26 protein-coding genes and 1 tRNA gene are annotated in these 26,593 nt (G+C 70.3%); 10 read left to right on the top strand and 17 right to left on the bottom strand.

The genetic code is table 11. The annotated features are described in order from the left end of the window. Nucleotides 1–133 precede the first annotated feature (133 nt). Nucleotides 134–215: transfer RNA gene (locus ACZ68L_RS16530), tRNA-Tyr, on the bottom strand. 377 nt (nt 216–592) lie between these two features. Between ACZ68L_RS16530 and ACZ68L_RS16525 the strand changes: the two genes are divergently transcribed. The 3 genes from ACZ68L_RS16525 (at nt 593) to ACZ68L_RS16515 (ending at nt 2,443) form a co-directional block, all read left to right on the top strand. Further along, nucleotides 593–1,081, top strand: a complete 489-nt coding sequence (locus ACZ68L_RS16525) for a YajQ family cyclic di-GMP-binding protein (RefSeq protein WP_030926258.1) — start codon at nt 593–595, stop codon at nt 1,079–1,081. Nucleotides 1,082–1,263: 182 nt separating this feature from the next. Beyond that, nucleotides 1,264–1,773, top strand: coding sequence for a methylated-DNA--[protein]-cysteine S-methyltransferase (locus ACZ68L_RS16520; protein ID WP_469577498.1), 510 nt, complete (start codon nt 1,264–1,266; stop codon nt 1,771–1,773). Nucleotide 1,774: 1 nt separating this feature from the next. After that, the gene (locus ACZ68L_RS16515) at nt 1,775–2,443 is read left to right on the top strand and encodes an alpha-ketoglutarate-dependent dioxygenase AlkB family protein (protein WP_469577497.1); all 669 of its coding nucleotides are present in this window, start codon (nt 1,775–1,777) and stop codon (nt 2,441–2,443) included. 6 nt (nt 2,444–2,449) lie between these two features. On the opposite strand, the gene ACZ68L_RS16510 is transcribed toward ACZ68L_RS16515, so the two are convergent. The 15 genes from ACZ68L_RS16510 to ACZ68L_RS16440 form a co-directional block, all read right to left on the bottom strand. Beyond that, nucleotides 2,450–2,722 carry a GlsB/YeaQ/YmgE family stress response membrane protein gene (locus ACZ68L_RS16510; protein WP_469577496.1) on the bottom strand — a complete coding sequence of 91 codons (273 nt, stop codon included), beginning with the start codon at nt 2,720–2,722 and terminating at the stop codon, nt 2,450–2,452. Nucleotides 2,723–2,836: 114 nt separating this feature from the next. Beyond that, nucleotides 2,837–3,394, bottom strand: a complete 558-nt coding sequence (locus ACZ68L_RS16505; protein ID WP_469577494.1) for an SMI1/KNR4 family protein — start codon at nt 3,392–3,394, stop codon at nt 2,837–2,839. Nucleotides 3,395–3,544: 150 nt separating this feature from the next. After that, nucleotides 3,545–3,937 carry a YccF domain-containing protein gene (locus ACZ68L_RS16500; RefSeq protein WP_469577493.1) on the bottom strand — a complete coding sequence of 131 codons (393 nt, stop codon included), beginning with the start codon at nt 3,935–3,937 and terminating at the stop codon, nt 3,545–3,547. Continuing rightward, the gene (htpX, locus tag ACZ68L_RS16495) at nt 3,934–4,797 is read right to left on the bottom strand and encodes a zinc metalloprotease HtpX (protein ID WP_469577492.1); all 864 of its coding nucleotides are present in this window, start codon (nt 4,795–4,797) and stop codon (nt 3,934–3,936) included. Before htpX ends, ACZ68L_RS16500 begins: the two co-directional genes overlap by 4 nt. 215 nt (nt 4,798–5,012) lie before the next feature. Beyond that, nucleotides 5,013–5,471, bottom strand: coding sequence for a large conductance mechanosensitive channel protein MscL (locus ACZ68L_RS16490; RefSeq protein ID WP_469577491.1), 459 nt, complete (start codon nt 5,469–5,471; stop codon nt 5,013–5,015). Between the two features lie 94 nt (nt 5,472–5,565). Continuing rightward, complete coding sequence (locus ACZ68L_RS16485; RefSeq protein ID WP_469577490.1) at nt 5,566–7,170, bottom strand: NADH-quinone oxidoreductase subunit N; 1,605 nt, start codon at nt 7,168–7,170, stop codon at nt 5,566–5,568. Next, nucleotides 7,167–8,717 carry a complex I subunit 4 family protein gene (locus tag ACZ68L_RS16480; RefSeq protein ID WP_469577518.1) on the bottom strand — a complete coding sequence of 517 codons (1,551 nt, stop codon included), beginning with the start codon at nt 8,715–8,717 and terminating at the stop codon, nt 7,167–7,169. The genes ACZ68L_RS16485 and ACZ68L_RS16480 overlap by 4 nt, the downstream gene beginning before the upstream one ends. A 27-nt stretch (nt 8,718–8,744) precedes the next feature. After that, complete coding sequence (locus tag ACZ68L_RS16475; protein ID WP_469577489.1) at nt 8,745–10,745, bottom strand: NADH-quinone oxidoreductase subunit 5 family protein; 2,001 nt, start codon at nt 10,743–10,745, stop codon at nt 8,745–8,747. After that, nucleotides 10,742–11,146 carry an NADH-quinone oxidoreductase subunit NuoK gene (gene nuoK / locus ACZ68L_RS16470; protein ID WP_361441325.1) on the bottom strand — a complete coding sequence of 135 codons (405 nt, stop codon included), beginning with the start codon at nt 11,144–11,146 and terminating at the stop codon, nt 10,742–10,744. Before nuoK ends, ACZ68L_RS16475 begins: the two co-directional genes overlap by 4 nt. Then, a complete protein-coding gene (locus tag ACZ68L_RS16465) occupies nt 11,146–11,709 on the bottom strand; it encodes an NADH-quinone oxidoreductase subunit J family protein (RefSeq protein WP_469577488.1) in 564 nt (187 codons plus the stop codon). The genes nuoK and ACZ68L_RS16465 overlap by 1 nt, the downstream gene beginning before the upstream one ends. Then, nucleotides 11,706–12,347 carry a NuoI/complex I 23 kDa subunit family protein gene (locus ACZ68L_RS16460; RefSeq protein ID WP_469577487.1) on the bottom strand — a complete coding sequence of 214 codons (642 nt, stop codon included), beginning with the start codon at nt 12,345–12,347 and terminating at the stop codon, nt 11,706–11,708. The genes ACZ68L_RS16465 and ACZ68L_RS16460 overlap by 4 nt, the downstream gene beginning before the upstream one ends. Continuing rightward, nucleotides 12,347–13,315, bottom strand: coding sequence for a complex I subunit 1/NuoH family protein (locus tag ACZ68L_RS16455; protein WP_469577486.1), 969 nt, complete (start codon nt 13,313–13,315; stop codon nt 12,347–12,349). Before ACZ68L_RS16455 ends, ACZ68L_RS16460 begins: the two co-directional genes overlap by 1 nt. Beyond that, nucleotides 13,312–14,616, bottom strand: coding sequence for an NADH-quinone oxidoreductase subunit C (locus tag ACZ68L_RS16450; RefSeq protein WP_469577485.1), 1,305 nt, complete (start codon nt 14,614–14,616; stop codon nt 13,312–13,314). The genes ACZ68L_RS16455 and ACZ68L_RS16450 overlap by 4 nt, the downstream gene beginning before the upstream one ends. After that, nucleotides 14,613–15,314 carry an NADH-quinone oxidoreductase subunit B gene (locus ACZ68L_RS16445; RefSeq protein WP_469577484.1) on the bottom strand — a complete coding sequence of 234 codons (702 nt, stop codon included), beginning with the start codon at nt 15,312–15,314 and terminating at the stop codon, nt 14,613–14,615. The genes ACZ68L_RS16450 and ACZ68L_RS16445 overlap by 4 nt, the downstream gene beginning before the upstream one ends. Further along, on the bottom strand, nt 15,305–15,706 hold the full coding sequence (locus ACZ68L_RS16440; protein WP_189544080.1) for an NADH-quinone oxidoreductase subunit A: 402 nt from the start codon (nt 15,704–15,706) through the stop codon (nt 15,305–15,307). Before ACZ68L_RS16440 ends, ACZ68L_RS16445 begins: the two co-directional genes overlap by 10 nt. A gap of 170 nt (nt 15,707–15,876) precedes the next feature. On the opposite strand from ACZ68L_RS16440, the gene ACZ68L_RS16435 reads away from it, so the two are divergent. The 6 genes from ACZ68L_RS16435 (at nt 15,877) to ACZ68L_RS16410 (ending at nt 25,199) form a co-directional block, all read left to right on the top strand. Further along, entirely contained in the window at nt 15,877–17,088 is a 1,212-nt protein-coding gene (locus tag ACZ68L_RS16435) for a sensor histidine kinase (RefSeq protein ID WP_469577483.1), read from the top strand. A gap of 508 nt (nt 17,089–17,596) precedes the next feature. After that, complete coding sequence (locus ACZ68L_RS16430; protein WP_469577482.1) at nt 17,597–18,952, top strand: sensor histidine kinase; 1,356 nt, start codon at nt 17,597–17,599, stop codon at nt 18,950–18,952. Nucleotides 18,953–19,135: 183 nt separating this feature from the next. Further along, entirely contained in the window at nt 19,136–19,810 is a 675-nt protein-coding gene (locus ACZ68L_RS16425; RefSeq protein ID WP_305137553.1) for a response regulator transcription factor, read from the top strand. A 327-nt stretch (nt 19,811–20,137) separates the two neighbouring features. Then, nucleotides 20,138–22,093, top strand: a complete 1,956-nt coding sequence (locus ACZ68L_RS16420) for a 2-oxoacid:acceptor oxidoreductase subunit alpha (protein WP_469577481.1) — start codon at nt 20,138–20,140, stop codon at nt 22,091–22,093. Beyond that, the gene (locus ACZ68L_RS16415; RefSeq protein WP_469577480.1) at nt 22,086–23,141 is read left to right on the top strand and encodes a 2-oxoacid:ferredoxin oxidoreductase subunit beta; all 1,056 of its coding nucleotides are present in this window, start codon (nt 22,086–22,088) and stop codon (nt 23,139–23,141) included. The genes ACZ68L_RS16420 and ACZ68L_RS16415 overlap by 8 nt, the downstream gene beginning before the upstream one ends. Nucleotides 23,142–23,243: 102 nt before the next feature. Further along, the gene (locus ACZ68L_RS16410) at nt 23,244–25,199 is read left to right on the top strand and encodes an APC family permease (protein WP_469577479.1); all 1,956 of its coding nucleotides are present in this window, start codon (nt 23,244–23,246) and stop codon (nt 25,197–25,199) included. On the opposite strand, the gene ACZ68L_RS16405 is transcribed toward ACZ68L_RS16410, so the two are convergent. Continuing rightward, entirely contained in the window at nt 25,187–25,609 is a 423-nt protein-coding gene (locus tag ACZ68L_RS16405; protein WP_469577478.1) for a winged helix-turn-helix transcriptional regulator, read from the bottom strand. The two genes, ACZ68L_RS16410 and ACZ68L_RS16405, sit on opposite strands and share 13 nt — an antisense overlap. Nucleotides 25,610–25,718: 109 nt before the next feature. Between ACZ68L_RS16405 and ACZ68L_RS16400 the strand changes: the two genes are divergently transcribed. Continuing rightward, entirely contained in the window at nt 25,719–26,579 is an 861-nt protein-coding gene (locus ACZ68L_RS16400) for an SDR family oxidoreductase (RefSeq protein ID WP_469577477.1), read from the top strand. The last annotated feature ends 14 nt before the right edge of the window (nt 26,580–26,593 follow it).

The following is a 26,593-nucleotide window of genomic DNA, read 5'->3' as shown; positions in this document are numbered from 1 at the left end:
CACGATGACGCCCTTGCCTCCGGCTCGGGGTTAGCACCACCTCTTCCCCCAGGGGACTTCCACCCCCAAGCAATCGCCCATGCTGGGCGCACAACAAAGAAGGCCCCTGTCCTAGGACAGGGGCCTTACCATGTGGCGGCGCCAGGGTTCGAACCTGGGTAGGCTGAGCCGGCAGATTTACAGTCTGCTCCCTTTGGCCACTCGGGCACACCGCCAGGGATTGCTGCCGCGAGAACCGCTTTTCAGCGGTGCTCCTTGGCAACGACGTAAACGATACCCGATGCCCAGGGGTGCTCCGCCACTGGATTGATCAGGGGCCCGATCGGGCGCGGGTGATCGTGGACTGTCCGGTATTCCCTGGTGGACCGGCGCGCGGCGTCGGCCGCGGTGGGTCGCAGGGCGGAGGAGCGGCTTCATACCGGGCGCATTCGGACGATACGGCGGCGCCGCGAGCTGTCGAGGCTGTCGTCGCGCGCCCGTCGGGTATCACGGGACAGCCCTTAGGCTTTGATCGGCGACGCGGGGCCGACAGGCCCGCCGCCGCCCGAATGCACCCCGTTCCCAGCACCCCCGATACAAGGAGCCACACGTCATGGCCGACTCCAGTTTCGACATCGTCTCGAAGGTCGAGCGGCAGGAGGTCGACAACGCCCTCAACCAGGCCGCCAAGGAGATCTCGCAGCGTTACGACTTCAAGGGCACCGGTGCCTCGATCTCCTGGTCCGGCGAGAAGATCCTCATGGAGGCCAACGGTGAGGAGCGGGTCAAGGCGATCCTCGACATCTTCCAGTCCAAGCTGATCAAGCGCGGCATCTCACTGAAGTCGCTGGACGCGGGCGAGCCGCAGCTGTCCGGCAAGGAGTACAAGATCTTCGCCACGATCGAGGAGGGCATCTCCCAGGAGAACGCCAAGAAGGTGGCGAAGATCATCCGCGATGAGGGCCCGAAGGGTGTCAAGGCGCAGGTCCAGGGCGACGAGCTCCGGGTCAGCTCGAAGAGCCGGGACGACCTGCAGGCCGTGCAGGCGCTGCTGAAGGGCCAGGACTTCGACTTCGCCGTGCAGTTCGTGAACTACCGGTAGGTCTTCGGCGGCTCGTGCGCCTTCCGGGCGCGGGGTGGTGCGGAGCGGGATGCACCGCTCCGCACCCGGGACGCGATGTCCGAATACCGCCGGTCGCATCGGAGCGGGGGACGCAGACTTGTCCGTACCGGACGACGATCCTGTCGATTTCCGGCCATGACGGGCAAGGAGAGGGATGAGTCATGACCATGTACGCAACGGTCGACAGCCCGCTGGGTGAACTGCTGCTGGTCGGCGAGGAAGCCCCCGGCGCGGCCGGAGGGGTCGCCCTCGCCTCGCTCTCGCTGCCCGGCCAGAAGGGAGCCGCTGTCGTCCAGGACGGGTGGGTTCACGCGCCGGAGGCCTTCGCGGGGATCGCCGCACAGCTCCGGGAGTACTTCGAGGGGCGGCTGACCCGTTTCGACATCGTCCGCGCCGACGACGTCGGCACCGATTTCCAGCGACGTGTCTGGGCTGCCCTGGACACCGTCCCGTACGGGGAGACCGTGTCGTACGGACAGATCGCCGAACGGATCGGTACGCCGGGGGCGGGCGTACGTGCCGTGGGGACGGCGATCGGGCGCAATCCGCTGCTGGTCGTGCGGCCGTGCCACCGGGTGATCGGCGCGGACGGGACCCTGCGGGGTTACGCGGGTGGTGTGGAGCGCAAGGAACAGCTTCTGGGGCTGGAAGGCGCCCTGGCGGTGCGCTGACATGTCCGGGCTCTTTCCGAGGCCGCGGGCCGTCGTCGCGCCGGGGGCGGTGCATGTGCCCGAGTGGCTGTCGCCGGAGCGCCAGCGGGAGTTGGTGGCGGCCTGCCGGGAATGGGCGCGGGGGCCCGTACCGCTGCGGCACACCGTGCTGCCGGGTGGCGGGGTGATGTCCGTACAGACGGTCTGCCTGGGGTGGCACTGGCAGCCGTACCGGTACTCACGTACGGCTGACGATGTGAACGGGGCGCGGGTCGCCGCATTGCCCGAGTGGCTCGCGGAGTTGGGGCGGGAGGCCCTGAGCGCGGCGTACGGGGACGAGGGCCCGGTCAGGACGTACGCGCCGGACACCGCCCTCATCAATCTCTATGACGGCGCGGCACGGATGGGCATGCATCAGGACAAGGAGGAACGGTCCGGCGCTCCGGTGGTGTCGCTCAGCGTCGGCGACACGTGCGTCTTCCGCTTCGGGAACACGGAGAACCGCGGAAGGCCTTACACGGACGTGGAGTTGGCCTCCGGCGACCTGTTCGTCTTCGGCGGACCTTCACGCTTCGCGTTCCATGGTGTGCCGAAGGTCTGCCCCGGGACGGCCGATCCGGCGACGGGGTTGAGTCGCGGCCGGCTCAACGTGACCCTGCGCGAGACCGGGCTGGGTGCTCCCGGGCGCTGACGGAGGTCAGCGGCGCTCGCGGGAGTTCCCGAAGAGCAGCCGGTAGACGATCAGCAGGACCAACGAACCGCCGATGGCCGCGACCCAGGTGGCCGTGTCGTAGAAGTCGTTGGAGATGGGGCGGTCGAGGAAGCGCGAGGATATCCAGCCGCCGAGGAAGGCACCGATGATCCCGATGAGGGTGGTGCCGACCACGCCGCCCGGGTCGCGGCCCGGGAGCAGGACCTTGGCGATGGCGCCGGCAAGCAGTCCGAGAATGATCCAACCAATAATGCTCATGCGTGCGTACCTACCCGTCACTCGGTCTTGGAATCCAAGACGTTCCTGCCGGTCGGACGGTTGCGGTCGGGCGGTCGTGGGTGGCGGTCGGACCGTACCCCGCTCGCCCGCGGGTCATACGCGGGCGCTGAAATCCGGCCAGCGCGCCATCTCCGCCCCTTCGTCCTCGGACTCCTCGCAGTACCACGCGCTGCCGTCCAGCCAGCCGCGCAGCCACTGGGCGAGATCGGGCTGATCCACGTACCAGGCGTGCTCCGGCTCGTCGGCGTTCGGCTCGAAGAGCAGCACCGTGGTGCGTTCGCTGCGGCAGTCCACGCAGGAATACATCCCGCATCCCAGGCTGCATATCGGCAGGACGCCCTCCGGCCACGGCCAGCCGTCCTCCTCGGCTGCGGCTCGGCGGTGGGCGAGGTACTGCGCGACGGCGGACTCCTCCCCGTCCGGGGCCCGGTCGCCGATCAGCGGCACCAGACCGTACTCCGGCCCGAAGCCCCCGTTGGCGATCCGGGTGTACAGCGCGGTGAGCAGGGGCGGCAGCGTGAACCCCAGGGCGGCTTCGGCACGCGCGACGGCCTCGGTGGACAGGGGCGCCTGAAGGGGGTTCTTCTCCCAGCGCGGGGTGGTGCGCGCGGTCTTCTCCACGGCCGCCAGCAACTGCTCGGTGTCGGTCATGGGTTCATGGTGGACGACGGCACTGACAATCGGCCGGGGCCGTCGGCGCGTGCGGCTCCGGGCGGTGTGCTCGCGGTGTCCGTACCGGCGCCGGGGTCGGTCCCGGCCCTTGTCCCGCCGGCGCCTCTCCCCTCGACGGACACCGGCGTCCTACCAGCCGGCGAACTGCTGGTCCGTCCGGACGATCTCCTTGCCGAAGGGCATCAGGGAGACGGGAATCATCTTGAAGTTGGCGATGCCGAGCGGGATGCCGATGATCGTGAGGCACAGTGCGATGCCGGTGGTGATGTGGCCGAGGACGAGCCACCAGCCCGCGAGGATCAGCCACAGGACGTTGCCCACGCAGGAGGGGGCGCCCGCGTCCCGGCGGTCGACGACGGTGTAGCCGAAGGGCCACAGGGCGTAGATGCCGATGCGGAAGGCCGCGAGGCCGAACGGGATGCCGATGATCGTGATGCACAGCAGCAGGCCCGCGGCCATGTAGCCGAGGAACATCCAGAAGCCGCACAGGACCAGCCATATGACGTTCAGGATTGTCTTCACGGGCGATGACCTGCCATCCGTTCCAGTCGGGCGATGCGCTCCGCCATCGGCGGGTGTGTCGAGAACATCTTGGACATTCCCTGGCCTGGGCGGAAGGGGTTCGCGATCATCATGTGGCTCGCGGTCTCGATCCTCGGCTCCGGGGGCAGCGGGAGCTGTTTCGTGCCGGCGTCGAGCTTCCGCAGGGCGCTGGCGAGAGCCAGTGGGTCACCGGTCAGCTGGGCTCCGGAGGCGTCCGCCTCGTATTCGCGGGAGCGGCTCACGGCCAACTGGATGACGGACGCGGCCAGTGGTCCGAGGATCATGATCAGCAGCATGCCCAGGATGCCGGGACCCTCGTCGTCGTTGGACCGGCCCACCGGGATCAGCCAGGCGAAGTTGACCAGGAACATGACGACGGAGGCGAGCGCTCCGGCGACGGACGAGATCAGGATGTCGCGGTTGTAGACATGACTCAGCTCGTGCCCGATGACTCCGCGCAGCTCCCGCTCGTCCAGGATCTGCAGGATGCCCTCGGTGCAGCACACCGCCGCGTTGCGCGGGTTGCGGCCGGTGGCGAAGGCGTTGGGGGCCTGCGTCGGGGAGATGTAGAGGCGGGGCATGGGCTGGCGGGCCGCCGTCGAGAGCTCGCGGACCATGCGGTAGAGCTGTGGCGCCTCGAATTCGCTGACGGGGCGGGCCCGCATGGCCCTGAGCGCCAGCTTGTCGCTGTTCCAGTACGCGTAGGCGTTGGTGCCGACGGCTACGAGGAGCGCGACGATCAGGCCCGTACGTCCGAAGAAGCTTCCGATGACGATGATGAGTGCGGACAGTCCCCCGAGGAGTACGGCGGTTTTCAGCCCGTTGTGCCGGCGGTGCACGGTACGCCCTCCAAGTGGTGCGGCAGGGGAACCCTTTGCTTGGTGGTCTCCACTCCCCCAGTGGAGCCTCCCGTACAGGTCAACGCCAGGCGAGGAGAGCTAGTTCCCTTGTGCGTGCTGCCGTGGGACAGGGCCTGTCCGGCGCTTGTGGCCGGATCGGGCTCTGGGCCGTACGGGTGGAGGGGCCGTGCGCGTGTCGGTCCGTGCCCGGTCGCTCAGCGCTGGGCGGGGAGGCCGGCGAGTGCGAGGGCCTCGGAGTCCGGCTTGATCTCACTGGTGCAGTGGGCGCAGCGCGAGGCGATGGCCGGGATCTCGGTGTAGCAGCGGGGGCAGTCGCGCAGGGCGGCCTTGATGTCGACCTTCTCGTCCGCCTTGGAGAAGCGGTTCTGGACCTTCGTCATGGGAACGACGACGCCGAAGTAGAGCACCGCCGCGGTGATCAGGAAGGCGATGGCGGCGGCCAGGAACTTCCCGTACGGGAAGATGGCGCCCTCGACCGAGAACTCCGCCGAGCTGAAGTCGCCGACGGAACCGGTGGCGAGCCCGATCAGCGGGGTGATGAACGCGGTGCTGAATCCGGTGACGACTGCGGTGAACGCGGCTCCGACGGCCAGCCCGATGGCCATGGAGATGACGTTTCCGCGCAGGATGAAGTCCTTGAACCCGTTCAGCACTGCTCTTGCTCCTCTGGAAATGGGTGCGGGTGGGGATGTGCGGGCATGACCTTGCCCTGTAGGGGCAGCCCCGGGCAAACCGATCTTGAGGAAGTCAGAAGAGATTGACGGCGGCGAACCTGAGGACCGTCTGCGGGGCGCCGGAGAGCAGCACACCGACGACGGCGGTGAGGGCGATCGCGGCGGTGAGGTGGGCCGGGACGTGGTGTCCGGCACGGACGGTGGCGCCCGCCGGTCCGCCTTCCGCCACGGATACGGCCCCCTCCTCCGGGGCCTCGTCCGGGGAACGGAAGAGCGCGGCGGTCCACTGCAGGTAGTAGTAGAGCGCGATCACGACGTTGACGGCCATGACGACGGCGAGCCAGCCGAGTCCCGCGTCGACGGCCGCGGAGAAGACCGTGACCTTGGCGAAGAGGCCGACGATGCCGGGCGGCAGGCCGGCCAGGCAGAGCAGGAAGAAGGCCATCGCGAGGGCGGCGAGGGGGCGGGTGGCGTACAGGCCGCGGTAGTCGGAGAGCCGGTTCCCCGGGCTCGTACGGGCGACGAGGGCGGCGACCGCGAAGGCGCCGAGGTTCACGACGGCGTACATGAGGGCGTACGCGACGGTGGAGCCGATGTGTTCGTCACTGGAGTACGCGGCCGCGGCGATCGGCACCAGGAGGTAGCCGGCCTGGGCGACGGACGACCAGGCGAGCAGGCGTACGGCGCTGCGGACGCGAGTGGCGTTCTGACGCAGGGCGGCCGCGTTGCCGATCGTCATGGTGAGCGCGGCGAGGACGGCGAGGGCCGGTCCCCAGACGTCGGCGTACGCCGGGAACGCGATCACGGTGACGAGGATGAGGCCGGAGAAGCCGACCGCCTTCCCGACGACCGAGAGGTAGGCGGCGACCGGCAGGGGGGCGCCGACGTAGGTATCGGGCACCCAGAAGTGGAAGGGGGCGGCGGCCGTCTTGAAGGCGAAGCCGACCAGGGTGAGCACGACGCCCGCCTGGGCGAGCGTGTCGAGCTGCCCCGGCACGTCGTCGAGCCGGGTGGCGATCTCCGTGAGGTGCAGGGTGCCGGTGGTCGCGTACACGAAGCTGACGCCGAGCAGCATGACGGCGGTCGCGACGACGGAGGAGAGGAAGAACTTCAGTGCGGCTTCGGAGGACCGCCGGTCGCCGCGCTTGATGCCGACCAGCGCGAAGGCGGGCAGCGAGGCGACTTCGAGGGCCACGACGAGGGTGGCGAGGTCGCGGGCGGCGGGCAGGAGCGCCGCGCCCGACGCCGAGGACAGCAGGAGGAACCAGAACTCGCCCGCGGGCAGCCTGCGTGTGTCGCCGAGGGAGAGCAGGGCGGTCAGCAGGGCGCCGCCGAGCACCAGGGCCTGGATGACGAGGGCGAAGTGGTCGGCGGTGTAGCTGCAGGCCCCGGTGCCACCGGTGCCGGTGGTCGCGGCGGTCAGGCAGAAGGTGGAGCGGTCTCCGTCGCGCAGCGGGACGAGGAAGGCGAGTGCGGCGACGAGTCCGGCCATGGTGACCCAGCCGAGGAGCGGCTTGCGCTCCTCGGGGAGGAAGAGGTCGGCGACCAGGACGATCAGGGCGACGGCCGCGACGACGACCGGGGGCGCGATGGCGAGCCAGTCGACGGACTGGACGAGGCTGGTGGTGTTCTCGGCCGCTGCGGTGACGACGCCCGGGGGGACGACGGCTGTGGTCACGACTTGCCTCCTGCGAGGAGCTTCTGCACGGCGGGGTCGGTGAGGCCGAGGAGGACCGCGGGCCACAGGCCGGCGAGGACGGTGAGGGCGACGAGCGGGGTCCAGGCGGCGAATTCGTAGCTCTGGATGTCGGCGATCCGGTGCGTTTCCTCGCGCTTCTCGCCCATGCAGACCCGGCGCACGACCAAGAGCATGTACGCGGCGGTGAGCAGGGTGCCGAACGCGGCGATCGACATGAAGGTGAGGAAGGCGGGGCGGCTGAGCCCCTCGGCCGGGTCGAACGAGCCGAACAGGGCGAGCATCTCGCCCCAGAATCCGGCGAGTCCGGGCAGGCCCAGGGAGGCGACGGCGGCGAAGGCGAGGAGGCCGCCGAGGCGGGGCGCGCGGCCGTAGAGCGCGGCCCCGGTGGCACCGGAGAGGGTGTCGAGGTCGGCGGTTCCGTACCGGTCCTTGACCGCGCCCACCAGGAAGAACAGCAGGCCGGTGATGAGGCCGTGGGCGATGTTGGCGAAGAGCGCGCCGTTGACTCCGGTGGGGGTCATGCTCGCGATGCCGAGGAGTACGAAGCCCATGTGTCCGACGGAGGAGTAAGCGATCAGGCGCTTGAGATCGCCCTTGGAGCCCGGCCGGACCAGTGCGAGGCAGGCGAGCGATCCGTAGACGATGCCGACGACCGCGAAGGCGGCGAGATAGGGCGCGAAGGTGTGCATCCCGTCCGGGGCGATGGGAAGCAGGATGCGGACGAATCCGTACGTACCCATCTTCAGCAGGACGCCCGCCAGCAGGACCGAGCCGACGGTCGGAGCGGCGGTGTGGGCGTCCGGGAGCCAGCTGTGCAGCGGCCACATCGGGGTCTTCACGGCGAGCCCGACGCCGATCGCCAGAACGGCGATGACCTGCACGGACGAGGTGAGCCCCCGGCCGTTGTCAGTGGCGAGTGCCACCATGTCGAAGGTGCCGCTCTTCAGTCCGATGAGGAGCAGGCCCAGCAGCATGATCACCGAGCCGAGCAGTGTGTAGAGGATGAACTTCCAGGCGGCGGCCTGCCTCGCGGCACCGCCCCAGCGGGCGATCAGGAAGTACATCGGGATGAGCACCATCTCGAACGCCAGGAAGAACAGCAGCAGATCGAGGACGGCGAAGGTCGCGAGGGTGCCGGACTCCAGGACGAGGACGAGTGCGACGAAGGCCTTCGGGGAGGGGCCCGCGGGCATCTTGAAGTAGCTGTAGAGCGCGCAGAGGAAGGTCAGCAGCGCGGTCAGTACGAGAAGGGGGAGCGAGATGCCGTCGATGCCGAGATGGATGCGGACGTCGAGCGCCGGGATCCAGCTGATGTCGGTGGTGGCCTGCATCTTCGACGGATGGTCGTGGTCGAAGCCGGCGGCCAGCACGATCGCGGCGAGGAGGATCGCGCCGGTGACGGTCACGCCGTGCCGGAGCACGGCCTGGTCGGGGCTGGATCCCTTCAGTCCGGGCGGGGCCGGCAGGAGCGCCGCCACGGCACCGATGAGGGGGACGACCACGATGAACGCGAGAAGGAACTGCATCACGGATGCGCTGATATCGATCACGGCTCACGACCCGGCGTTGATGGTGGCGAAGGCGACGGCGGCGACCGCCAGGACCAGGGAACCGGCGAGGAGTGCGCTGAGGTAGGTCTGCACATTGCCGGTCTGGGCGCGGCGGACGGCGGTGCCGAGCCAGCGTGCGCCGGTGCCGGAGCCGCGTACGTAGGTGTCGATGACCTCGCGGTCCAGGAAGCCGACGAGACTCGCCGCGGCCCGGACGGGGCGGACGAACAGCGTCGTGTACAGGGCGTCGAGGTGGAAGCCGGCGGCGGCGTGGCGGTGCAGCGGGCCGAGCAGCAGTCGGCCGGGGTCGGCCGGGTCGGGGACCTCCCCGTCCGCGCCGTAGGCGGCTGTGTGAGCCGTCATCGCCTGGGCTTCGACGAGGGCGGGTTCGGCGTCGGGGTGAGCGACGACCATGCCCGCCGGCGTGCGGGCGGCGAGCGCCGAGGTGTGGCGCCAGGCGCCGTACGTGACGAGGCCGCCGACGAGCCCGACGCCCGTGGAGAGGACGGCGGTGGTCAGGGACGGGCTGAGGCTGTGCCCGTCGAACCAGTCGGTGATCGCTCCGACGGTCAGCCCGAAGGCGATGGTGGGGACGGCGAGGACCCAGAGGACGGCGGTCATCGCGACGGGCTGCCTGCCGTGGTCGGGGGCTTCGGCGCCGCGGCCCCGGAAGGCGAGGAGCCAGAGGCGGGTGGCGTAGGCGGCGGTGAGGACGGCGGCGAGCAGTCCGGCGACGAGGACGGTCCAGCCGGCGGCGGCCGGGGCGACGTGCCGCTCCCCGAGTGCGGTGTGCTCGGCGGCGACGAGGACGGCTTCCTTGGAGAAGAAGCCGGCGAACGGCGGGATGGCGGCGAGCGCGAGAAGGGCGACGGTCATCGTCCAGCAGGCGTCCGGGATGCGCTTCGCCAGGCCGCCCATGCGGGACATGGCGGCCAGCGAGTTGGTCCCGGCGGCGTGGATGACGACGCCCGCCGCGAGGAAGAGGACGGCCTTGAACGCACCGTGGGAGAGGAGGTGGAAGACGGCGGCGCCGCGGTCGCCGACGGCCAGCGCGCCGGACATGTAGCCGAGCTGCCCGATCGTCGAGTACGCGAGGACGCGCTTGATGTCGTCCTGGGCGAGGGCGGCGAGTCCCGAGCCGATCATCGTGATCGCCGCCATCACGGCGAGGACGACGAGGGCCGCGCCGGACTGGGCGAAGACGGGCAGGAGCCTGGCCACGAAGTAGATACCGGCGGCGACCATCGTCGCGGCGTGGATCAGCGCGGAGACGGGGGTGGGGCCGGCCATCGCGTCGGGCAGCCAGGTGTGCAGGGGGAACTGGGCGGACTTGCCGGCGACGCCCGCAAGGAGCAGCAGGGCGATGAGCGTGGGGTGGTCCAGGCCGCCGTTCGCGACGGCGCCCAGGATGCGAGTGATGCGGAAGGAGCCGGTGTCGGCGGCGAGCGCGAACAGACCGATCAGGAAGGGGACGTCGCCGAGCTTGGTGACCAGGAAGGCCTTGAGGGAGGCGGCGCGGGCTTCGGCCGTCTCCCAGTAGTGGCCGACGAGGAAGTACGAGCAGATGCCCATGATCTCCCAGCCGACCAGCAGCACCATCAGGTCGCCGGAGTAGACGACGAGCAGCATCGCGGAGGTGAAGAGGGAGACGAGGGCCGCGTACGAGGGGTAGCGGGGATCGTCGCGCAGATAGGCGGTCGAGTAGATCTGCACGCAGGTCGCGACGAGCCCCACCAGGAGGGCGACGAGGACGGCGAAGCCGTCGAGGTGCAGGGCGAGGTCGATGGGGACCGAGCCGGTGGGGGTGAGCCGGGTCGCCGCGTCGATGGCCGGTCCGCCGCCCTGGCGGGAGGCGACGACGGCGGTCAGCACGAAGGCGGTGAGCGTGGGCAGTACGGCCAGCGGGCGTACGTAGCCGGGCGCGCGACGTCCGAGAAGGAGACCGGCCGCGGCGCCCAGGAACGGAAGGAGGGGGACGAGGACGGCGAGGGTCGTGGTGGTCACGCGGTGGCCTCTGCCTTCTTTGCCTTCCCTGCCGCAGCAGTGGCCTGGTCTTCGGTGCCGATGGTCTCGTCGCCGGGGAGGGATTCGGCGGCGTCGGTCTCGGCGGTGTCGCGGAGGCGGTCGACGTCGGAGCTGCCGCGGTTGCGGTAGACGGCGAGGACGATCGCCAGGCCGATGCCGGTCTCCGCAGCGGCGATGGCGATGGTGAACAGCGTGAGGGCCTGGCCGGAGTGGAGGGTGTCACGGAGCCAGACGTCGAAGGCGACCAGGTTGAGGTTGACGGCGTTGAGCATCAGCTCGACGGACATCAGGACCAGGATCGCGTTGCGGCGGGCGAGCACTCCGTACAGCCCGGTGCAGAAGAGGAGGGCGGCGAGCACGGCGGGATAGGCGAGGTGCATCAGCTCTGCTCCTTACCGCGCTTGCGGGACAGGACGATCGCGCCGACGAGGGCGGCGAGCAGCAGCACGGAGAGTGCTTCGAACGGCAGCACCCAGTGCCGGAAGAGGAAGGATCCGGTCGCCTCGGTCGAGCCCTGGGCCGGTCCGTCCAGGTCGATCCAGGTGGTGCGGAAGGCGTCGACGACGACCCAGACGAGCGTGCCGGCGGCGGCCACCGCCACGCCGAGGGCCGCCCAGCGGTTGCCCGAGTCGGCATCCGGGGAGCGGCCGATGGGTGCCTTGGTGAGCATCAGTCCGAAGATCAGGAGGACGACCACGGAACCGACATAGATCAGTACCTGCACCCAGGCGATGAACTCCGCGGTGAGCAGGAGGTACTCGACGGCGAGACCACCGAGCGCCACGACCAGCCAGAGGGCGGCGTGCACCAGCTGTCTGGTCGTGACGGTGACGAGGGCCGCGCCGAGGGTGGCGATGCCGACGAGGACGAAAGCGATCTCGATGCCGGTCGGTGAGAGGAAGCCGGAGTGGGCGGAGTGGGCCGCGGCGGCTGCGAGTGTCACTCCTCCCCCTCTTCTTCCATCGGGACCTGCTCGGACTGCTGGGACTGCTGGGGTTCCTGCGCCTGCTGTGCCTGTTCGGCTTCCTTGAGCCGCTGGGCTTCGAGCTTCTCCGCCGTCTTGCGGGCGGCGGCGATCTCCTTCGGTTCCTCGGCGCCCGGGTCGAGCGCGGGCGGTTCCGGCACCGTCCACATCCACTCGCGGAGTTTGTCGCGCTCATGGGTGAGTTCGAGGATGTCCGTCTCCGCGTACTCGAACTCCGGCGACCAGAACAGTGCGTCGAAGGGACACACCTCGATACAGATACCGCAGTACATGCAGAGCGAGAAGTCGATCGCGAAACGGTCGAGGACATTGCGGCTGCGCTCGCGGCCGCCCGGAGTGGCGGCGGGCACCGTCTCCTTGTGGGAGTCGATGTAGATGCACCAGTCCGGGCATTCACGGGCGCAGAGCATGCAGACCGTGCAGTTCTCCTCGAACAGGGCGATGACTCCGCGGGAGCGGGGCGGGAGCTCGGGCTGGACGTCCGGGTACTGCGCGGTGACCGATTTCCTCGTCATCGTCCGCAGGGTGACGGCCAGACCCTTGGCCAGGCCGGAGCCGGGGATGCGGGGCCGGGAGGTCGGGAGCGGCTCAGCCATCAGTTGATCGCCACCTTCACGATGCCGGTGAGCGCGATCTGCGCGAGAGCGAGCGGGATGAGCGTGGTCCAGGCGAGCTTCTGCAGCTGGTCCTCGCGGAGCCGGGGGTAGCTCACGCGCAGCCAGATGACGACGAAGGCGAGGGCGGCGGTCTTGAGGAGCGTCCAGACCCAGCCGAGGCCGTCGGCGCCGAACGGGCCGTGCCAGCCGCCGAGGAAGAGGACGGCGGTCAGTCCGCTCAGGACGACGATGCCCGCGTACTCGGCCAGCAGGAACAGCGCGAAGCGCAGGCCGGTGTACTCGGTGTACGCGCCGAAGATGATCTCCGAGTCGGCGACCGGCATGTCGAACGGCGGGCGCTGCAGCTCGGCGAGCCCGGCCACGAAGAAGACCAGTGCACCGACGATCTGCCAGGGCAGCCACCACCACTCGAAGGCGTTGAGGATGCCCGGGAGGGATACGGTGCCGGCCGCCATGGCCACGGACGCGGCGGCGAGCAGCATCGGCAGTTCGTAGGCGAGCAGCTGGGCGGCGGTACGGAGGCCCCCGAGGAGGGAGAACTTGTTGGCCGAGGCCCAGCCCGCCATCAGCGAGCCCAGCACGCCGACGCCCATCACGGCGAGCACGAAGAAGATGCCCGCGTCGACAACCTGGCCGACCGCACTCTCGCCAGGGCCGATCGGGATGGCGACGAGCACGAGGAGGTACGGGAGCAGCGCGACGGCCGGTGCGAGCTGGAAGACGCGGCGGTCGGCCTCGGCCGGGACGATGTCTTCCTTCTGCGCGAACTTCACGCCGTCCGCGACGAGCTGGGCCCAGCCGTGGAAGCCGCCCGCGTACATGGGTCCCAGGCGGCCCTGCATATGGGCCATCACCTTGTGCTCGGTCTGCCCCACGACGAGCGGGAGGACCATGAACACGGCGAAGACGATGACGAGCCGGAGGGCGACGTCGAGTACGTCGTTCACGCGTCATCGCCTCCGGCAGGACGGTCGGGATCCGGCTCGGACGTGGGATCCGTGGCCGGGGTGGTGGGCTGGTCGGGGGCCGCCTCGCCGCGGGCGCCCGTGGGGGACGGTTCGGGCTCGGATCCGTCCGTGGAGGACGGTTCGTCGCGGGCGCCGTCCGTGGAGGACGGTTCGTCGCGGGCGCCCGCAGGGGACGGTTCGGGCTCAGATCCGTCCGTGGGGGACGGTTCGGGCTCAGGGGTGGCGTCGTAGGCCGGGCGGGCGTGGTGCCAGGGGGCGTCGCTGCTTCCTGGCCTCGGCGCCGGTTTCATCTGCGACGGCTCCGGGGCCGGCCCGTCCGGACCTGCCGCGCCCGGACCTGCCTGGTCCTGGGCCGCCTGGTCCTGGGCCGCCTGGTCCTGGGCCTGGGCTGTCCTGCCCGAGGTCGATCCCGTCGGTGTCGTCCCGGATGCGGCCGGTGCTGTCGTGATCGGTCCGGTCGTGGCCGGTGCTGTCGTGGCCGGCTTCGCCGGGTCGCGCTGCTGGCTCGCCGAGCCCTGCGACGCGCTCCGGGTTCGGCGCGGAGTCGCGGGAGGCGTGGCCCCGCCCGTCGGCGCTGTCGGCTCCGGCTGCCGGCTCGCCGAACCCTCACTCACGCTGCGGGTGCGGCGCACCGGGCGGTCACCCGCCGCGCGCGGGGCACGGGCCGGGCGGGACGGGGCGGGCGGGAGCTGGCCCTTCAGGGGGCCCCATTCGTTCGGGTCGGGGACGCCGGGCGGCAGCATCGTGCGCCGCTTCGGGCCGCCGTGCTCGGACTCACCCGGCTCCTTCGCGCCCGGCCAGGCCTTCGCGACGCGTGCCGCCAGCACGAAGTCCTTGCGCAGCGGGTGGCCCTCGAAGCCCTCGGGCAGCAGCAGCGGCACCAGATGCGGGTGGCCCTCGAAGCCGATGCCGAACATCTCGTGTGTCTCGCGCTCGTGCCAGGCGGCACCGGCGTAGACGTCGATGGCGGTGGGAAGGACCGCCGCGTCGTGAGCGACGGTCGTACGGATCAGGAGCCGGCGGACCCTGCCCTCGGCCAGGGCGGCGACGTGGGCGCAGACGCGGAAGCCCGTGCCCGGCTCGTCGACCGCGCTCAGCCAGTCGAAGTAGGTGCAGCCCAGCGCGTCGCGGGCCGTTTCGAGGGCGGCGATCCAGGAGGCGGCCGGTACGTCGACGGTCAGCAGGTCGTACGCGTACTCGGCCGTCGCCTCTTCACCGAAGAGCTCGGCGGCGGCATCCGGGAGACGGTCGTAGGCGTCGACGGCAGGGACGTCGGTCATGTGCGGTCCTCCCCCGGTGTCGGCGGGGCGGCCACCAGTCCGCTGCGCAGCGCGGCGGTGGAGGGACGGCCGCCGCCGGTCGTGTACCGCTCGCCCAGCGACTCGCGGGCGATCTTCTCCTGGAGCTTGAGGATGCCCTGGAGGAGCGCCTCGGGCCGGGGCGGGCAGCCGGGTACGTAGACATCGACCGGAATGATCTGGTCGACGCCCTTCGTCACGGAGTACGAGTCCCAGTACGGGCCGCCGCAGTTGGAGCAGGCGCCGAAGGAGATGACGTACTTGGGCTCGGGCATCTGCTCGTACAACCGCTTCACGGCCGGGGCCATCTTGTCCGTCACCGTGCCGGAAACGATCATGAGGTCGGCCTGGCGCGGACCGGGCGCGAAGGGGATCACACCGAGCCGGATGAAGTCGTGCCGGGCCATGGAGGCGGCGATGAATTCGATGGCGCAGCAGGCGAGCCCGAAGTTGAAGACCCACAGGCTGTAGCGGCGGCCCCAGTTCAGGACCACCTTCATCGGCTCGGGGGCCAGGCGCGACAGGACGCCGAGCCGCTTGGGCTCCGGCAGGAACGTCGGAACGGGCTGCGGTTCGGGCGCCGTCGCGGGCTGCGGTTCGGGCCCCGCCCCGGGCGCCGACTCCGTCCCCGATCGCGTTGCGGGGCGGTGCTCGGGGGGCGGCGGGCTCGTCACGTCCATTCGAGGACGCCCTTCTTCCATGCGTAGAGCAGTCCTACGGCCAGGAAACCGAGGAAGATGAACATTTCCACCAGAGTCGTCGCCCCGTATCCGGGTGCGGCGAATACGGTCGCCCACGGAAACAGGAAGATCGAGTCGACGGCGAAGATCACGTACAGGAAGGCATAGACGTAATAACGGACCTGGGTATGTGCCCATCCTTCACCCACCGGGTCCACGCCGCACTCGTACGTCAGGAGTTTCTCCGGCGTGGGAACCACGGGGCGCAGCAGTCGGCCGGCCCCGAAGGCCACCGCGACGAACAGCACGCCGATCACGGCGAGCAGTCCGACCACTGAATAGCCGTGGAAGTAGTCCGACGCGAGAACGGTCGATTCCGGCAGGTCCGCCACGTCCGCCCCTCGCTCCCTCAAACCCGTTCGACGATCTGTACGCACGGGAGTCTAGGCCCTGTTAAAGAGAGGGTAAGCAGCCGCATCGGACAACAGGTGGGGTTATCCCTACTTCACGCCACCCACGAGCCCCATGGCACGCGCGGGCGCCGCCGGGCAGGCTGGGACCCATGACCATGAGCCCCTCGGTGCCCGACAACGACCGGCCACCGCCCGCCCGCTTCGCCCTCGATCGGTGGACATGGAAGGAGATCGGCCATCTCCTGGCCAACCTCCCCATGGCCGTGGCCGGGTTTGTTTACACAGTGTTCATGATCGCCATCGGCGTGGGGCTCGCGGTCACGGTGATCGGTCTCCCCCTGCTCGCCGCCGGACTGCAGGGAGCGCGGCTGATCGGCCGGGCCGAGCGGGGCCGGGCGCGGGCGATGCTCGGGGTGTGGATCGACGAGCCCAGCCCGACGGTCCTGTCCCGCCGCGAGCAGGGCTTCTTCGCCTGGCTGTGGTCGAGCCTGATGGACCCGGTGGGCTGGCGGGCGGTGCTGTACTCCTTCATCCGGCTGCCCTGGGGCATACTCACGTTCGTCGTGATCCTTGTGAGCCTGTTCCTGCTGTGGCCGGTGCTCCCCTTTATCGCGCGGTTCCTCGCCAATGCCGACCGGGCGATGGCGCGCGGGCTGCTGTCGCCCTCCGACGAGCTGGAGCGCAGGATCGCCGAGCTGGAGTCGGACCGCGGGGTGGTCGTCGACACGGCCGCCGCCGACCTGCGTCGCATCGAGCGCGACCTGCACGACGGCGCACAGGCCCGCCTCGTCGCCCTCGCCATGGGCCTGGGCCTGGCGAAGGAGAAGCTGACCGACGACCCCGAGGCCGCCGCCCGCATGGTCGACGAGGCCCACGGCGAGGTCAAGGTCGCCCTCCAGGAACTCCGCGACCTCGCCCGCGGCATCCACCCCGCCGTCCTCACCGACCGCGGACTCGACGCCGCGCTCTCCGCCATCGCCTCCCGCTGCACCGTCCCCGTGACGGTGGGGGTGGATCTGGCGTCCCGGCCCGCCCAGGCCATCGAGGGCATCGCGTACTTCACGGTCTCGGAGCTGCTGCAGAACGTGAGCAAGCACAGCGCCGCCCGTTCGGCGTCCGTCGAGGTGTGGCGGTCGGCCGACCGACTGCTGGTCCAGGTCACCGACGACGGGCGGGGCGGGGCCCGGATGGACGGCGGTACGGGCATGGCCGGGCTGGCCGAACGGCTGGGTGCCGTCGACGGGCTGTTCGTCCTCGACTCGCCGGTCGGCGGGCCCACTACGGTCACCGCGGAACTGCCCTGGCGGGACCGGGAGGCGGAGAAGGAGCCGAACCGCGTCCGGGCGGCCAAGGGCTCGTAAGGACCGGCCCGGCCCCTGCTCCGGCCCGACCCGGGCCGACCCCGACTCGGCTCGACCCCGCCTCGGGCCGAGCCGATCCCGTGCGGACCGGACGATCCCATTCGGCCCGGCCGATCCCATTCGGCCCGGCCGATCCCGTGCGGCGCGGCCGAATCCCGCCCCGGACCAACCGGCACGTTCCCGACCGCCCCGGCCCGGCACGATCCGGCCGGACCCGGGCCGGCCCGGCACGATCCCGCCCGATCCGGCAAGCTCTCCGGGGCGGGTACTCCCCGGCCGACCTCGGCAGGTGGGGAAAACCCCCGATCGAAGAGGGATACCGCCCTCATGGTGCGCCGGCCCGCGGCCCAGCACCCTTGTGGGAGCGGCCGGAGCCCGGAATCACCGGGGCGTCGGCCGCCGCCCCGGAACTCCGGACCCCGGAGTGCCGGATCCCGGGACCCCGGGGAACCCGAAGCCCGAAACCCCGACCGCATCGCGGACCGCCGAGAAGAAACGGACAGCACCCATGGCCACGGCATATGGACCGGACACTCGGGACCACCAGCGGTCCGGAGCCGGTTTCGGGGGTCATCCCCCGGAGAAGCGATTCCTCCCGGCCGCGCTGCGTGCTCCTTTCGAGGGCAGGACCTGGCGCGAGTTCGGCTATCTCCTGCTGAGCCTGCCGATCAGCTCGGTGCTGTTCTGCCTCTCGATCACTCTGACGACCCTGGGCGCCGGCATGCTGATCACCTTTCTCGGCATCCCGATCCTGGCCGGCACGCTGGCCATGTGCCGGGGGTTCGGCGCGCTGGAGCGGGCACGGGCGCGCGGGCTGCTGAAGCTGGACGTGGCGGCCCCGGCGCCGGCGCGCGGCAAGACCGGCGGTCTGATGTCCTGGGTGGGCGCGGTCCTCAAGAGCGGGGCCTCCTGGCGGCATCTGCTCTACACGCTGCTGCACTTCCCATGGGCGGTCTTCGCCTTCACCGTCTCGCTGACGCTCTGGACGTGCGGGTGGGTCACTCTCACCTACCCGCTGTGGAACTGGGCCTTCCCCTCGTACGTGGGGATCGACGAGATCCCGCTGTACGGCGACAGCACCCATCAGGTCTACCTGGACTCCTCCTTCGATCTGGTCGCGACCAGTGTCTGCGGCCTGGTCCTCGTCCTCGTCACTCCGTGGATCATCCATGGCCTGGCGGGCGTGGACCGGCTGATGGTGGCCGGGCTGCTCGGCCCGTCCCGGCTGGCGACGCGCGTCTCGGAGCTGGAGTCGGACCGCGGGGTGGTCGTCGACACGGCCGCCGCCGACCTGCGCCGCATCGAGCGCGACCTGCACGACGGCGCACAGGCCCGCCTCGTCGCCCTCGCCATGGATCTGGGCCTGGCGAAGGAGAAGCTGACCGACGACCCCGAGGCCGCCGCCCGCATGGTCGACGAGGCCCACGGCGAGGTCAAGGTCGCCCTCCAGGAACTCCGCGACCTCGCCCGCGGCATCCACCCCGCCGTCCTCACCGACCGCGGACTCGACGCCGCGCTCTCCGCCATCGCCTCCCGCTGCACCGTCCCCGTGACGGTCGAGGTGGACCTGGCGTCCCGGCCCGCCCAGGCCATCGAGGGCATCGCGTACTTCACGGTCTCGGAGCTGCTGCAGAACGTGAGCAAGCACGCCCACGCGACCCAGGCGTCGGTCGATGTGTGGCGGGCCGCGGACCGGCTGCTGGTCCAGGTCACCGACAACGGGCGCGGCGGCGCCGATGTGTCGTCGGGGAGCGGACTGGCCGGGCTGACCGAACGGCTGGAAGCGGTGGACGGCGTCCTCGTCGTGGATTCGCCGTCGGGCGGCCCGACGCGGATCACGGCCGAGTTGCCGTGGCGCGGCTGACCGCACACCCATCGCGCCGTGACGGGAAACCCCAGGTCACGGCACCTCTCATCACTCCTCGTCCCCGGCCGCCGTACCGGCTCGATCCCGAGCCGGTACGGCGGCCGGGGACGCGACACCGCCGATACTGGGATGCTGGAAGCCATACGGGCAGAACCAGCGAACAGTGGGGGAAACAGCGTCATGGTGGAGGACAGGGTGCGGGTAGTCATCGCCGAGGATTCGGTACTGCTCCGGGAAGGACTCACCCGGCTGCTGACCGATCTCGGGCATGACGTCGTCGCCGGGGTGGGGGACGCCGAGGCGCTGATCAAGACGGTGCACGATCTCGCCGGACAGGACGCGCTGCCCGATGTGGTGGTCGCCGACGTGCGGATGCCGCCGACCCACACCGACGAGGGCGTGCGGGCGGCCGTGCGGCTGCGCAAGGACTATCCGGGGATCGGGGTGCTGGTCCTTTCGCAGTACGTCGAGGAGCAGTACGCGACCGAGCTGCTGGCCGGATCCAGCCGGGGTGTGGGGTATCTGCTGAAGGACCGGGTCGCCGAGGTCCGGGAGTTCGTGGACGCCGTGGTCCGGGTGGCGCAGGGCGGCACGGCGCTGGACCCCGAGGTGGTGGCGCAACTGCTGGGCCGGAGCCGTAAGCAGGACGTCCTGGCCGGGCTGACACCGCGCGAGCGCGAGGTGCTCGGCCTGATGGCGGAGGGGCGGACGAACTCCGCGGTGGCAAGGCAGTTGGTGGTGAGCGACGGCGCTGTGGAGAAGCACGTCAGCAATATCTTCCTGAAGCTGGGCCTGTCGCCCAGTGACGGGGATCACCGCCGGGTGCTGGCGGTGTTGACCTACCTGAACTCCTGAAGAGCTGACACCCTGTCAGATATCTGACGGGGGTCGCATGAATCACCGAGGTCACCGCGGGGGCCGGCGCCGACCGCCGCGGTGATCGGGGCCCCGGAACCGGAGAGCGGCCGGGGGTCCTAGAACCAAAGAATGAGTGCACAGCGTCTTCGTCGAACGGCCGGGGGGCTTGCAAAACATGACAAATCACTATCAAATCGCGTCTCAAAACGACGTCCACCATATGATCGGTCCAGGGAAGGCGACCCTTACCGACGTAGGGTGGGCCTTGGGACCGTCGGCGGGCCGGCGGGTCCCGAGCCGCCGCCCCGAGGGAGGTCCAGTTCAGTGACCAGCCAGGTCAGTAGCCCAGCCGAACAGGCCGATGAGGCCAGCGAGGCGCTCGTCGGGGGACAGCGTGCCCCCCGCTCCGGTCACGCGGGCGCCGGCGAGAAGGAGATCCGTCGTCTGGACCGGGTGATCATCCGTTTCGCGGGTGACTCCGGAGACGGTATGCAGCTCACGGGTGACCGTTTCACCTCGGAGACCGCTTCCTTCGGGAACGATCTTTCCACGCTGCCGAACTTTCCCGCCGAGATCCGCGCCCCCGCAGGCACCCTGCCGGGGGTTTCCTCGTTCCAGCTGCATTTCGCCGATCACGACATCCTGACGCCGGGCGACGCCCCGAACGTCCTGGTCGCGATGAACCCGGCCGCCCTCAGGGCGAACCTCGGCGATGTGCCGCGCGGCGCCGAAATCATCGTCAACACCGATGAGTTCACCAAGCGTCCGATGGCCAAGGTCGGCTATGAGACCAGCCCCCTGGAGGACGGCTCGCTGGAGGCGTACAACGTCCATCCGGTGCCGCTGACCACGCTGACGATCGAGGCGTTGAAGGAGTTCGGGCTCTCCCGCAAGGAGGCCGAGCGCTCGAAGAACATGTTCGCGCTCGGGTTGCTCTCCTGGATGTACCACCGGCCGACCGAGGGAACCGAGACGTTCCTTCGCGCCAAGTTCGCGAAGAAGCCGCAGATCGCCGAGGCGAACGTGACCGCGTTCCGGGCCGGGTGGAACTTCGGGGAGACGACGGAGGACTTCGCGGTCAGCTACGAGGTGGCGCCGGCCTCGCATGCCTTCCCGACCGGCACGTACCGCAACATCTCCGGGAACCTGGCACTGTCCTACGGCCTGATCGCCGCAGGCCGGCAGGCGGATCTGCCGCTCTACCTGGGCTCGTACCCGATCACCCCGGCCTCCGACATCCTGCACGAGCTCAGCAAGCACAAGAACTTCGGTGTACGCACCTTCCAGGCCGAGGACGAGATCGCCGGCATCGGTGCGGCGCTGGGCGCCGCGTTCGGCGGGTCCCTCGCGGTGACGACGACCTCCGGGCCGGGTGTGGCCCTGAAGTCGGAGACCATCGGGCTCGCCGTCTCCCTCGAACTGCCGCTGATCGTCATCGACATCCAGCGCGGCGGCCCGTCCACCGGCCTGCCCACCAAGACCGAGCAGGCCGACCTGCTCCAGGCGATGTACGGGCGCAACGGCGAGGCCCCGGTCCCGATCGTCGCCCCGAAGACCCCGGCGGACTGCTTCGACGCCGCGCTCGACGCCGCCCGGATCGCGCTGACCTACCGCACCCCGGTCTTCCTGCTCTCCGACGGCTACCTCGCCAACGGCTCCGAGCCGTGGAAGATCCCCGAGATCGACGAACTGCCCGACCTGCGCGTCCGGTTCGCCACCGGCCCGAACCACGAACTGGCCGACGGCACCGAGGTGTTCTGGCCGTACAAGCGCGACCCGCAGACCCTGGCCCGCCCGTGGGCGATCCCCGGCACCCCCGGCCTCGAACACCGCATCGGCGGCATCGAGAAGCAGGACGGCAGCGGCAACATCTCCTACGACCCCGCCAACCACGACTTCATGGTCCGCACCCGCCAGGCCAAGATCGACGGCATCGAGGTCCCCGATCTCGACGTCGACGACCCGGCCGACGCGCGAACGCTCGTACTGGGCTGGGGCTCGACCTACGGCCCCATCACCGCCGCCGTCCGCCGGCTGCGCGCCGCCGGACATCCCATCGCCCAGGCCCATCTGCGCAACCTCAACCCCTTCCCGAGGAATCTCGGCGAGGTGCTGAAGCGTTACGACAAGGTGGTCGTGCCGGAGATGAACCTGGGCCAGCTCGCCACGCTCATCCGGGCCAAGTACCTCGTCGACGCGCGCAGTTACAACCAGGTCAACGGAATGCCGTTCAAGGCCGAACAGCTCGCGAGGGCTCTCAAGGAGGCCATCGATGCCTGACACCAACGAACTTCTCCAACTGGTGCCCAAGGCCGAGGCCAAACAGTCCATGAAGGACTTCAAGTCCGACCAGGAGGTGCGCTGGTGCCCCGGCTGCGGTGACTACGCGGTCCTCGCCGCCGTACAGGGCTTCATGCCCGAACTCGGACTGGCGAAGGAGAACATCGTCTTCGTCTCCGGCATCGGCTGCAGCTCCCGCTTCCCGTACTACATGAACACCTACGGGATGCACTCGATCCACGGCCGCGCCCCGGCCATCGCCACCGGCCTCGCCTCCTCCCGCCGCGACCTGTCCGTCTGGGTCGTCACGGGCGACGGCGACGCGCTGTCCATCGGCGGCAACCACCTCATTCACGCGCTGCGCCGCAACGTGAACCTCAAGATCCTGCTCTTCAACAACCGGATCTACGGGCTCACCAAGGGCCAGTACTCCCCCACCTCCGAAATCGGCAAGATCACCAAGTCGACGCCGATGGGCTCGCTCGACGCCCCCTTCAACCCGGTGTCCCTGGCCATCGGCGCGGAGGCGTCCTTCGTCGCCCGCACCATCGACTCCGACCGCAAGCACCTCACGAGCGTGCTGCGCGCGGCGGCCGACCACCCGGGCACGGCGCTGGTGGAGATCTACCAGAACTGCAACATCTTCAACGACGGCGCCTTCGAGGTCCTCAAGGACAAGGACCAGGCGCAGAACGCGGTCATCCGGCTGGAACACGGGCAGCCGATCCTCTTCGGGGACGACACCAAGGGCGTGGTCCGCGACCCGGCCACCGGAGACCTCAAGGTCGTCACGGTCACCGAGGAGAACCGGTCGCAGGTCCTCGTCCACGACGCCCACGCCGCCAGTCCCACCACGGCCTTCGCGCTGTCCCGGCTCGCCGATCCCGACACCCTGCACCAGACCCCCATCGGGGTACTGCGCAGCGTCGACCGGCCGGTCTACGACACGCAGATGGCCGAACAGCTCGACACCGCCGTCGAACAGAACGGCAAGGGCGACCTGGCCGCACTGCTCGCGGGCAACGACAACTGGACGGTCGTCGGCTGACGGACACCCGCAAGGGTGCGCCGCCTCGCCGGACGGGCTGAATTTCGGCCCGTCCGGCGTTTGCGGCCGGGGGTGCGAGCTGCCACCGCGCACCATGTGGCCATGACCCCGGACCGCCTCGCGTACCGCATCAAGCGGCGTCTGCTCGGCAGAGCACTCACCACCGAGCGCATCAGCGAGGAGAAGCTCGACAACCGGACGGCGCTCGGGGTGCTCGCCTCCGACTGCATCAGTTCGTCCGCGTACGGCTCCGAGGAGATGCTCCGGGTCCTCGTGCCCGTCGTCGGTGCCGCCGCCTTCACCCTGCTCATGCCGGTGACCGGCGCGATCCTGCTCGTACTGCTGCTGCTGACCCTCTGCTACAGCGACGTCGTGATGATCTACACCCGGGCGGGCGGCTCGTACGTCGTCGCCCGGGAGAACTTCGGGCCCAACGTCGCGCAGATCGCCGCCGTGGCGCTGCTGGTCGACTACATCGTCACCGTCGCCGTCCAGGTCTCGGCCGGCACCAACGCCCTGATCTCGCTCGCCCATCTGATCGGCAACAGCTTCACCGGCCTGGACCATCTCCAGCTGCCGGTCTCCGTCGCCGTCATCGTGCTGCTCGCGTACGGGAATCTGCGCGGGGTCCGCGAGGCCGGCCGGGCCTTCGCGCTGCCCGCGTATCTCTTCATGGCCGCCGTCGGCCTCGTCCTGCTCGTCGCCGCGCTGCGCGGGCTCACGGGCGAACTGCCGCACGCCGATCTGCACGCCGACGGGGTCGTGCCGCTCGGCACCCCGGGCAGCGGCTGGCTGTACGGCGCCTCGCTCTTCATCGTGCTGCGCTCGTTCGCCAACGGCGGCTCGTCCCTCACCGGGCTCGAAGCGATCTCCAACGGCATCTCCACGTTCCGTGAACCCCAGGGCCGCAACGCCCGCCGCACCCTCATCGCCATGAGCCTGGTCCTGGGCGTCCTCGTCCTCGGTGTCTCCACGCTGGCGCACTTCACCCATGCCGTCCCGTACACCGACGGCACTCCGACCGTCATCGCGCAGGAGGCCCATCTCGCGTTCGGCGGCGGCCCGCTCGGGACGGTCGGGCTGGTCTTCGTGCAGCTGACGACCGCGCTGGTCCTCTACACCGGTGCCAACACCCCGTTCACCGGCTTCCCGTACCTCGCCAGCTTCGTCGCCGAGGACCGGTTCCTGCCGAGGATGCTGACCCGGCGCGGGCACCGGCTGGCGTTCTCCAACGGCATCATCGCGCTGACCGTCGTCTCGCTGGCGCTGCTGCTGGTGACCGGCGCCAGCGTGGACCGGCTGGTGGCGCTGTACGCGATCGGCGTGTTCACCGCCTTCACCATGGCCGGGGCCGGCCTCACCGCGTACCACCTGAGGCGCCGGGAGCCGTACCGCAGGCTGAAGATCGCGGTCAACGGGCTCGCCGCGGCCATCTCGGCCGCCGTCGTGCTGATCTTCGCGGTCACCAAGTTCACCGAGGGCGCCTGGCTGGTCGTGGTGGTCTTCCCGCTCGGGGTCTGGGCGCTGACGCGGATCAACCGCGAGTACCGGCACGAGGCCACCGCGCTGCAGAGCATCCATGCTCCGGGCGCCGACCGGGCGCGCTACCGCCGCCATCTGGTCTTCGTCCTCGTCGAAACGCTCGATCTGGCGACATTGAAGGCCCTGCGGTACGCCCATGAGCTGCGCCCGGACGAGATCCGGGCGGTGCACTTCGCGATCGACGAGGCGTACGGCAGACGGCTGGCCGCCCGCTGGGAGGCGACGGACGCCACATCCGTCTCGCTGGAGCTGGTGCAGTGCCCGGACCGGCGGCTGCGCCATGCGATGAAGGAGCTGGCGTCCCGCACCACGGAGGACGGTGACACCTCGCTGACGGTGCTGGTGCCCCGGCGGACGTACAGCACTGTGCTCGGGAAGCTGCTGCACCGGGGCACGGGCGAGCAGATGGCGAAGACGCTGGCGCAGCTGCCGCACGTGGCGGTGACGATCCTGCCGTTCGACGTCTCGCGGGCGCTGCGGGCGCTGGAGGAGGGGCGCTCGCCTCAGCCGGACTGAGCCCCGGTTTCCCGGACGTCCCGCGCCTCGCGCGCCTTCTGCCGGTCGTACGTCCCGCGCGCCGCCTGCACGGCGTCCAGACGGCGCTCCGTCCAGCGCGCCAGCGCCCACACCTGCTCGGCGGCCTCCCGGCCCAGCTCGGTGAGCGAGTAGTCCACCCGCGGCGGGATCACCGGTTTCGCGTCTCGGTGTACGAAGCCGTCGCGCTCCAGCGTCTGGAGGGTCTGGGCCAGCATCTTCTCGCTGACACCGCCGACCTCACGGCGCAGCTCGCTGAAGCGGTACGAGCGTTCCAGCAGGGCGGCGAGGACGAGGACGCCCCAGCGGCTGGTGACATGTTCGAGCACCAGGCGGGAGGGGCACATCCGCTGGTTCACATCGGGTTTCTCGTTCAGGTCACTCACGCTCATGCCAGTACCTTACTTCAAAGTGGGTACTTTCGATTGGTTAGTACGCTCCGTAGAGTGAGTGACATCGGCCCGAACAAGGACCAGTGCCGCGAAAGAGGAGAAACCCCCCATGAGCATCGTTGTCACCGGAGCCACCGGAGAGCTCGGCCGTCTCGTCGTCGACCAGCTGCTCACCACCGTGCCCGCGAACGAGATCGCCGCCGTCGTCCGCGACAAGGAGAAGGCCGCCCCGCTCGCCGCCCGCGGCGTCGAGCTCCGCGTCGCCGACTACGACCGTCCGGAGTCCCTCAAGGGCGTCTTCCGGGCCGGTGACCGCGTCCTGCTCATCTCCGGCAGCGAGGTCGGCAGGCGCGTGCCGCAGCACACCGCCGTCATCGACGCGGCCAAGGCGGCGGGCGTCGCCCAGCTCGCGTACACCGGCGTACTGGGCGGCCCCGACGCCGACTTCCGGCTGGCCGCCGAGCACAAGGTCACCGAGCAGCTGATCCTGGACTCCGGACTGCCGCACACCTTCCTGCGCAACGGCTGGTACACCGAGAACTACACCGCCAATCTCGCCCCCGTCCTGGCGCACGGCGCCGTCGTCGCCAACGCGGGCGACGGCCGGGTCTCCTCCGCCACCCGCGCCGACTACGCCGCCGCCGCGGCCGCCGTACTGACCGGCGAGGGCCACCTGGGCGCGGTCTACGAGCTGAGCGGCGATGTCGCCTGGTCGTTCGCGGAGTACGCGGCCGAGGTCGCGCGGGCCACCGGCAAGGAGATCGTGCACAAGAACGTGCCGGCCGCCGTGCACCAGGAGATCCTGGTCGGCGCCGGTCTACCCGAGGGCTTCGCGGCGATCCTCGTCGACGTGGACGCGGCGATCGAGCGCGGGCTGCTCGCCGGGACGAGCGGCGACCTGGCCCGGCTGATCGGCCGCCCGACGACGCCGCTCGCCGAGACGGTGGCGGCCGCGGTGGCCTCGGCGTAACTCGCCCGACGCCC

The sequence above is a fragment of the Streptomyces sp. NPDC104309 genome, from assembly GCF_055584025.1.
Note: the sequence above shows the minus strand (reverse complement) of the source record. Positions and strands in the feature narration are given on the sequence as shown.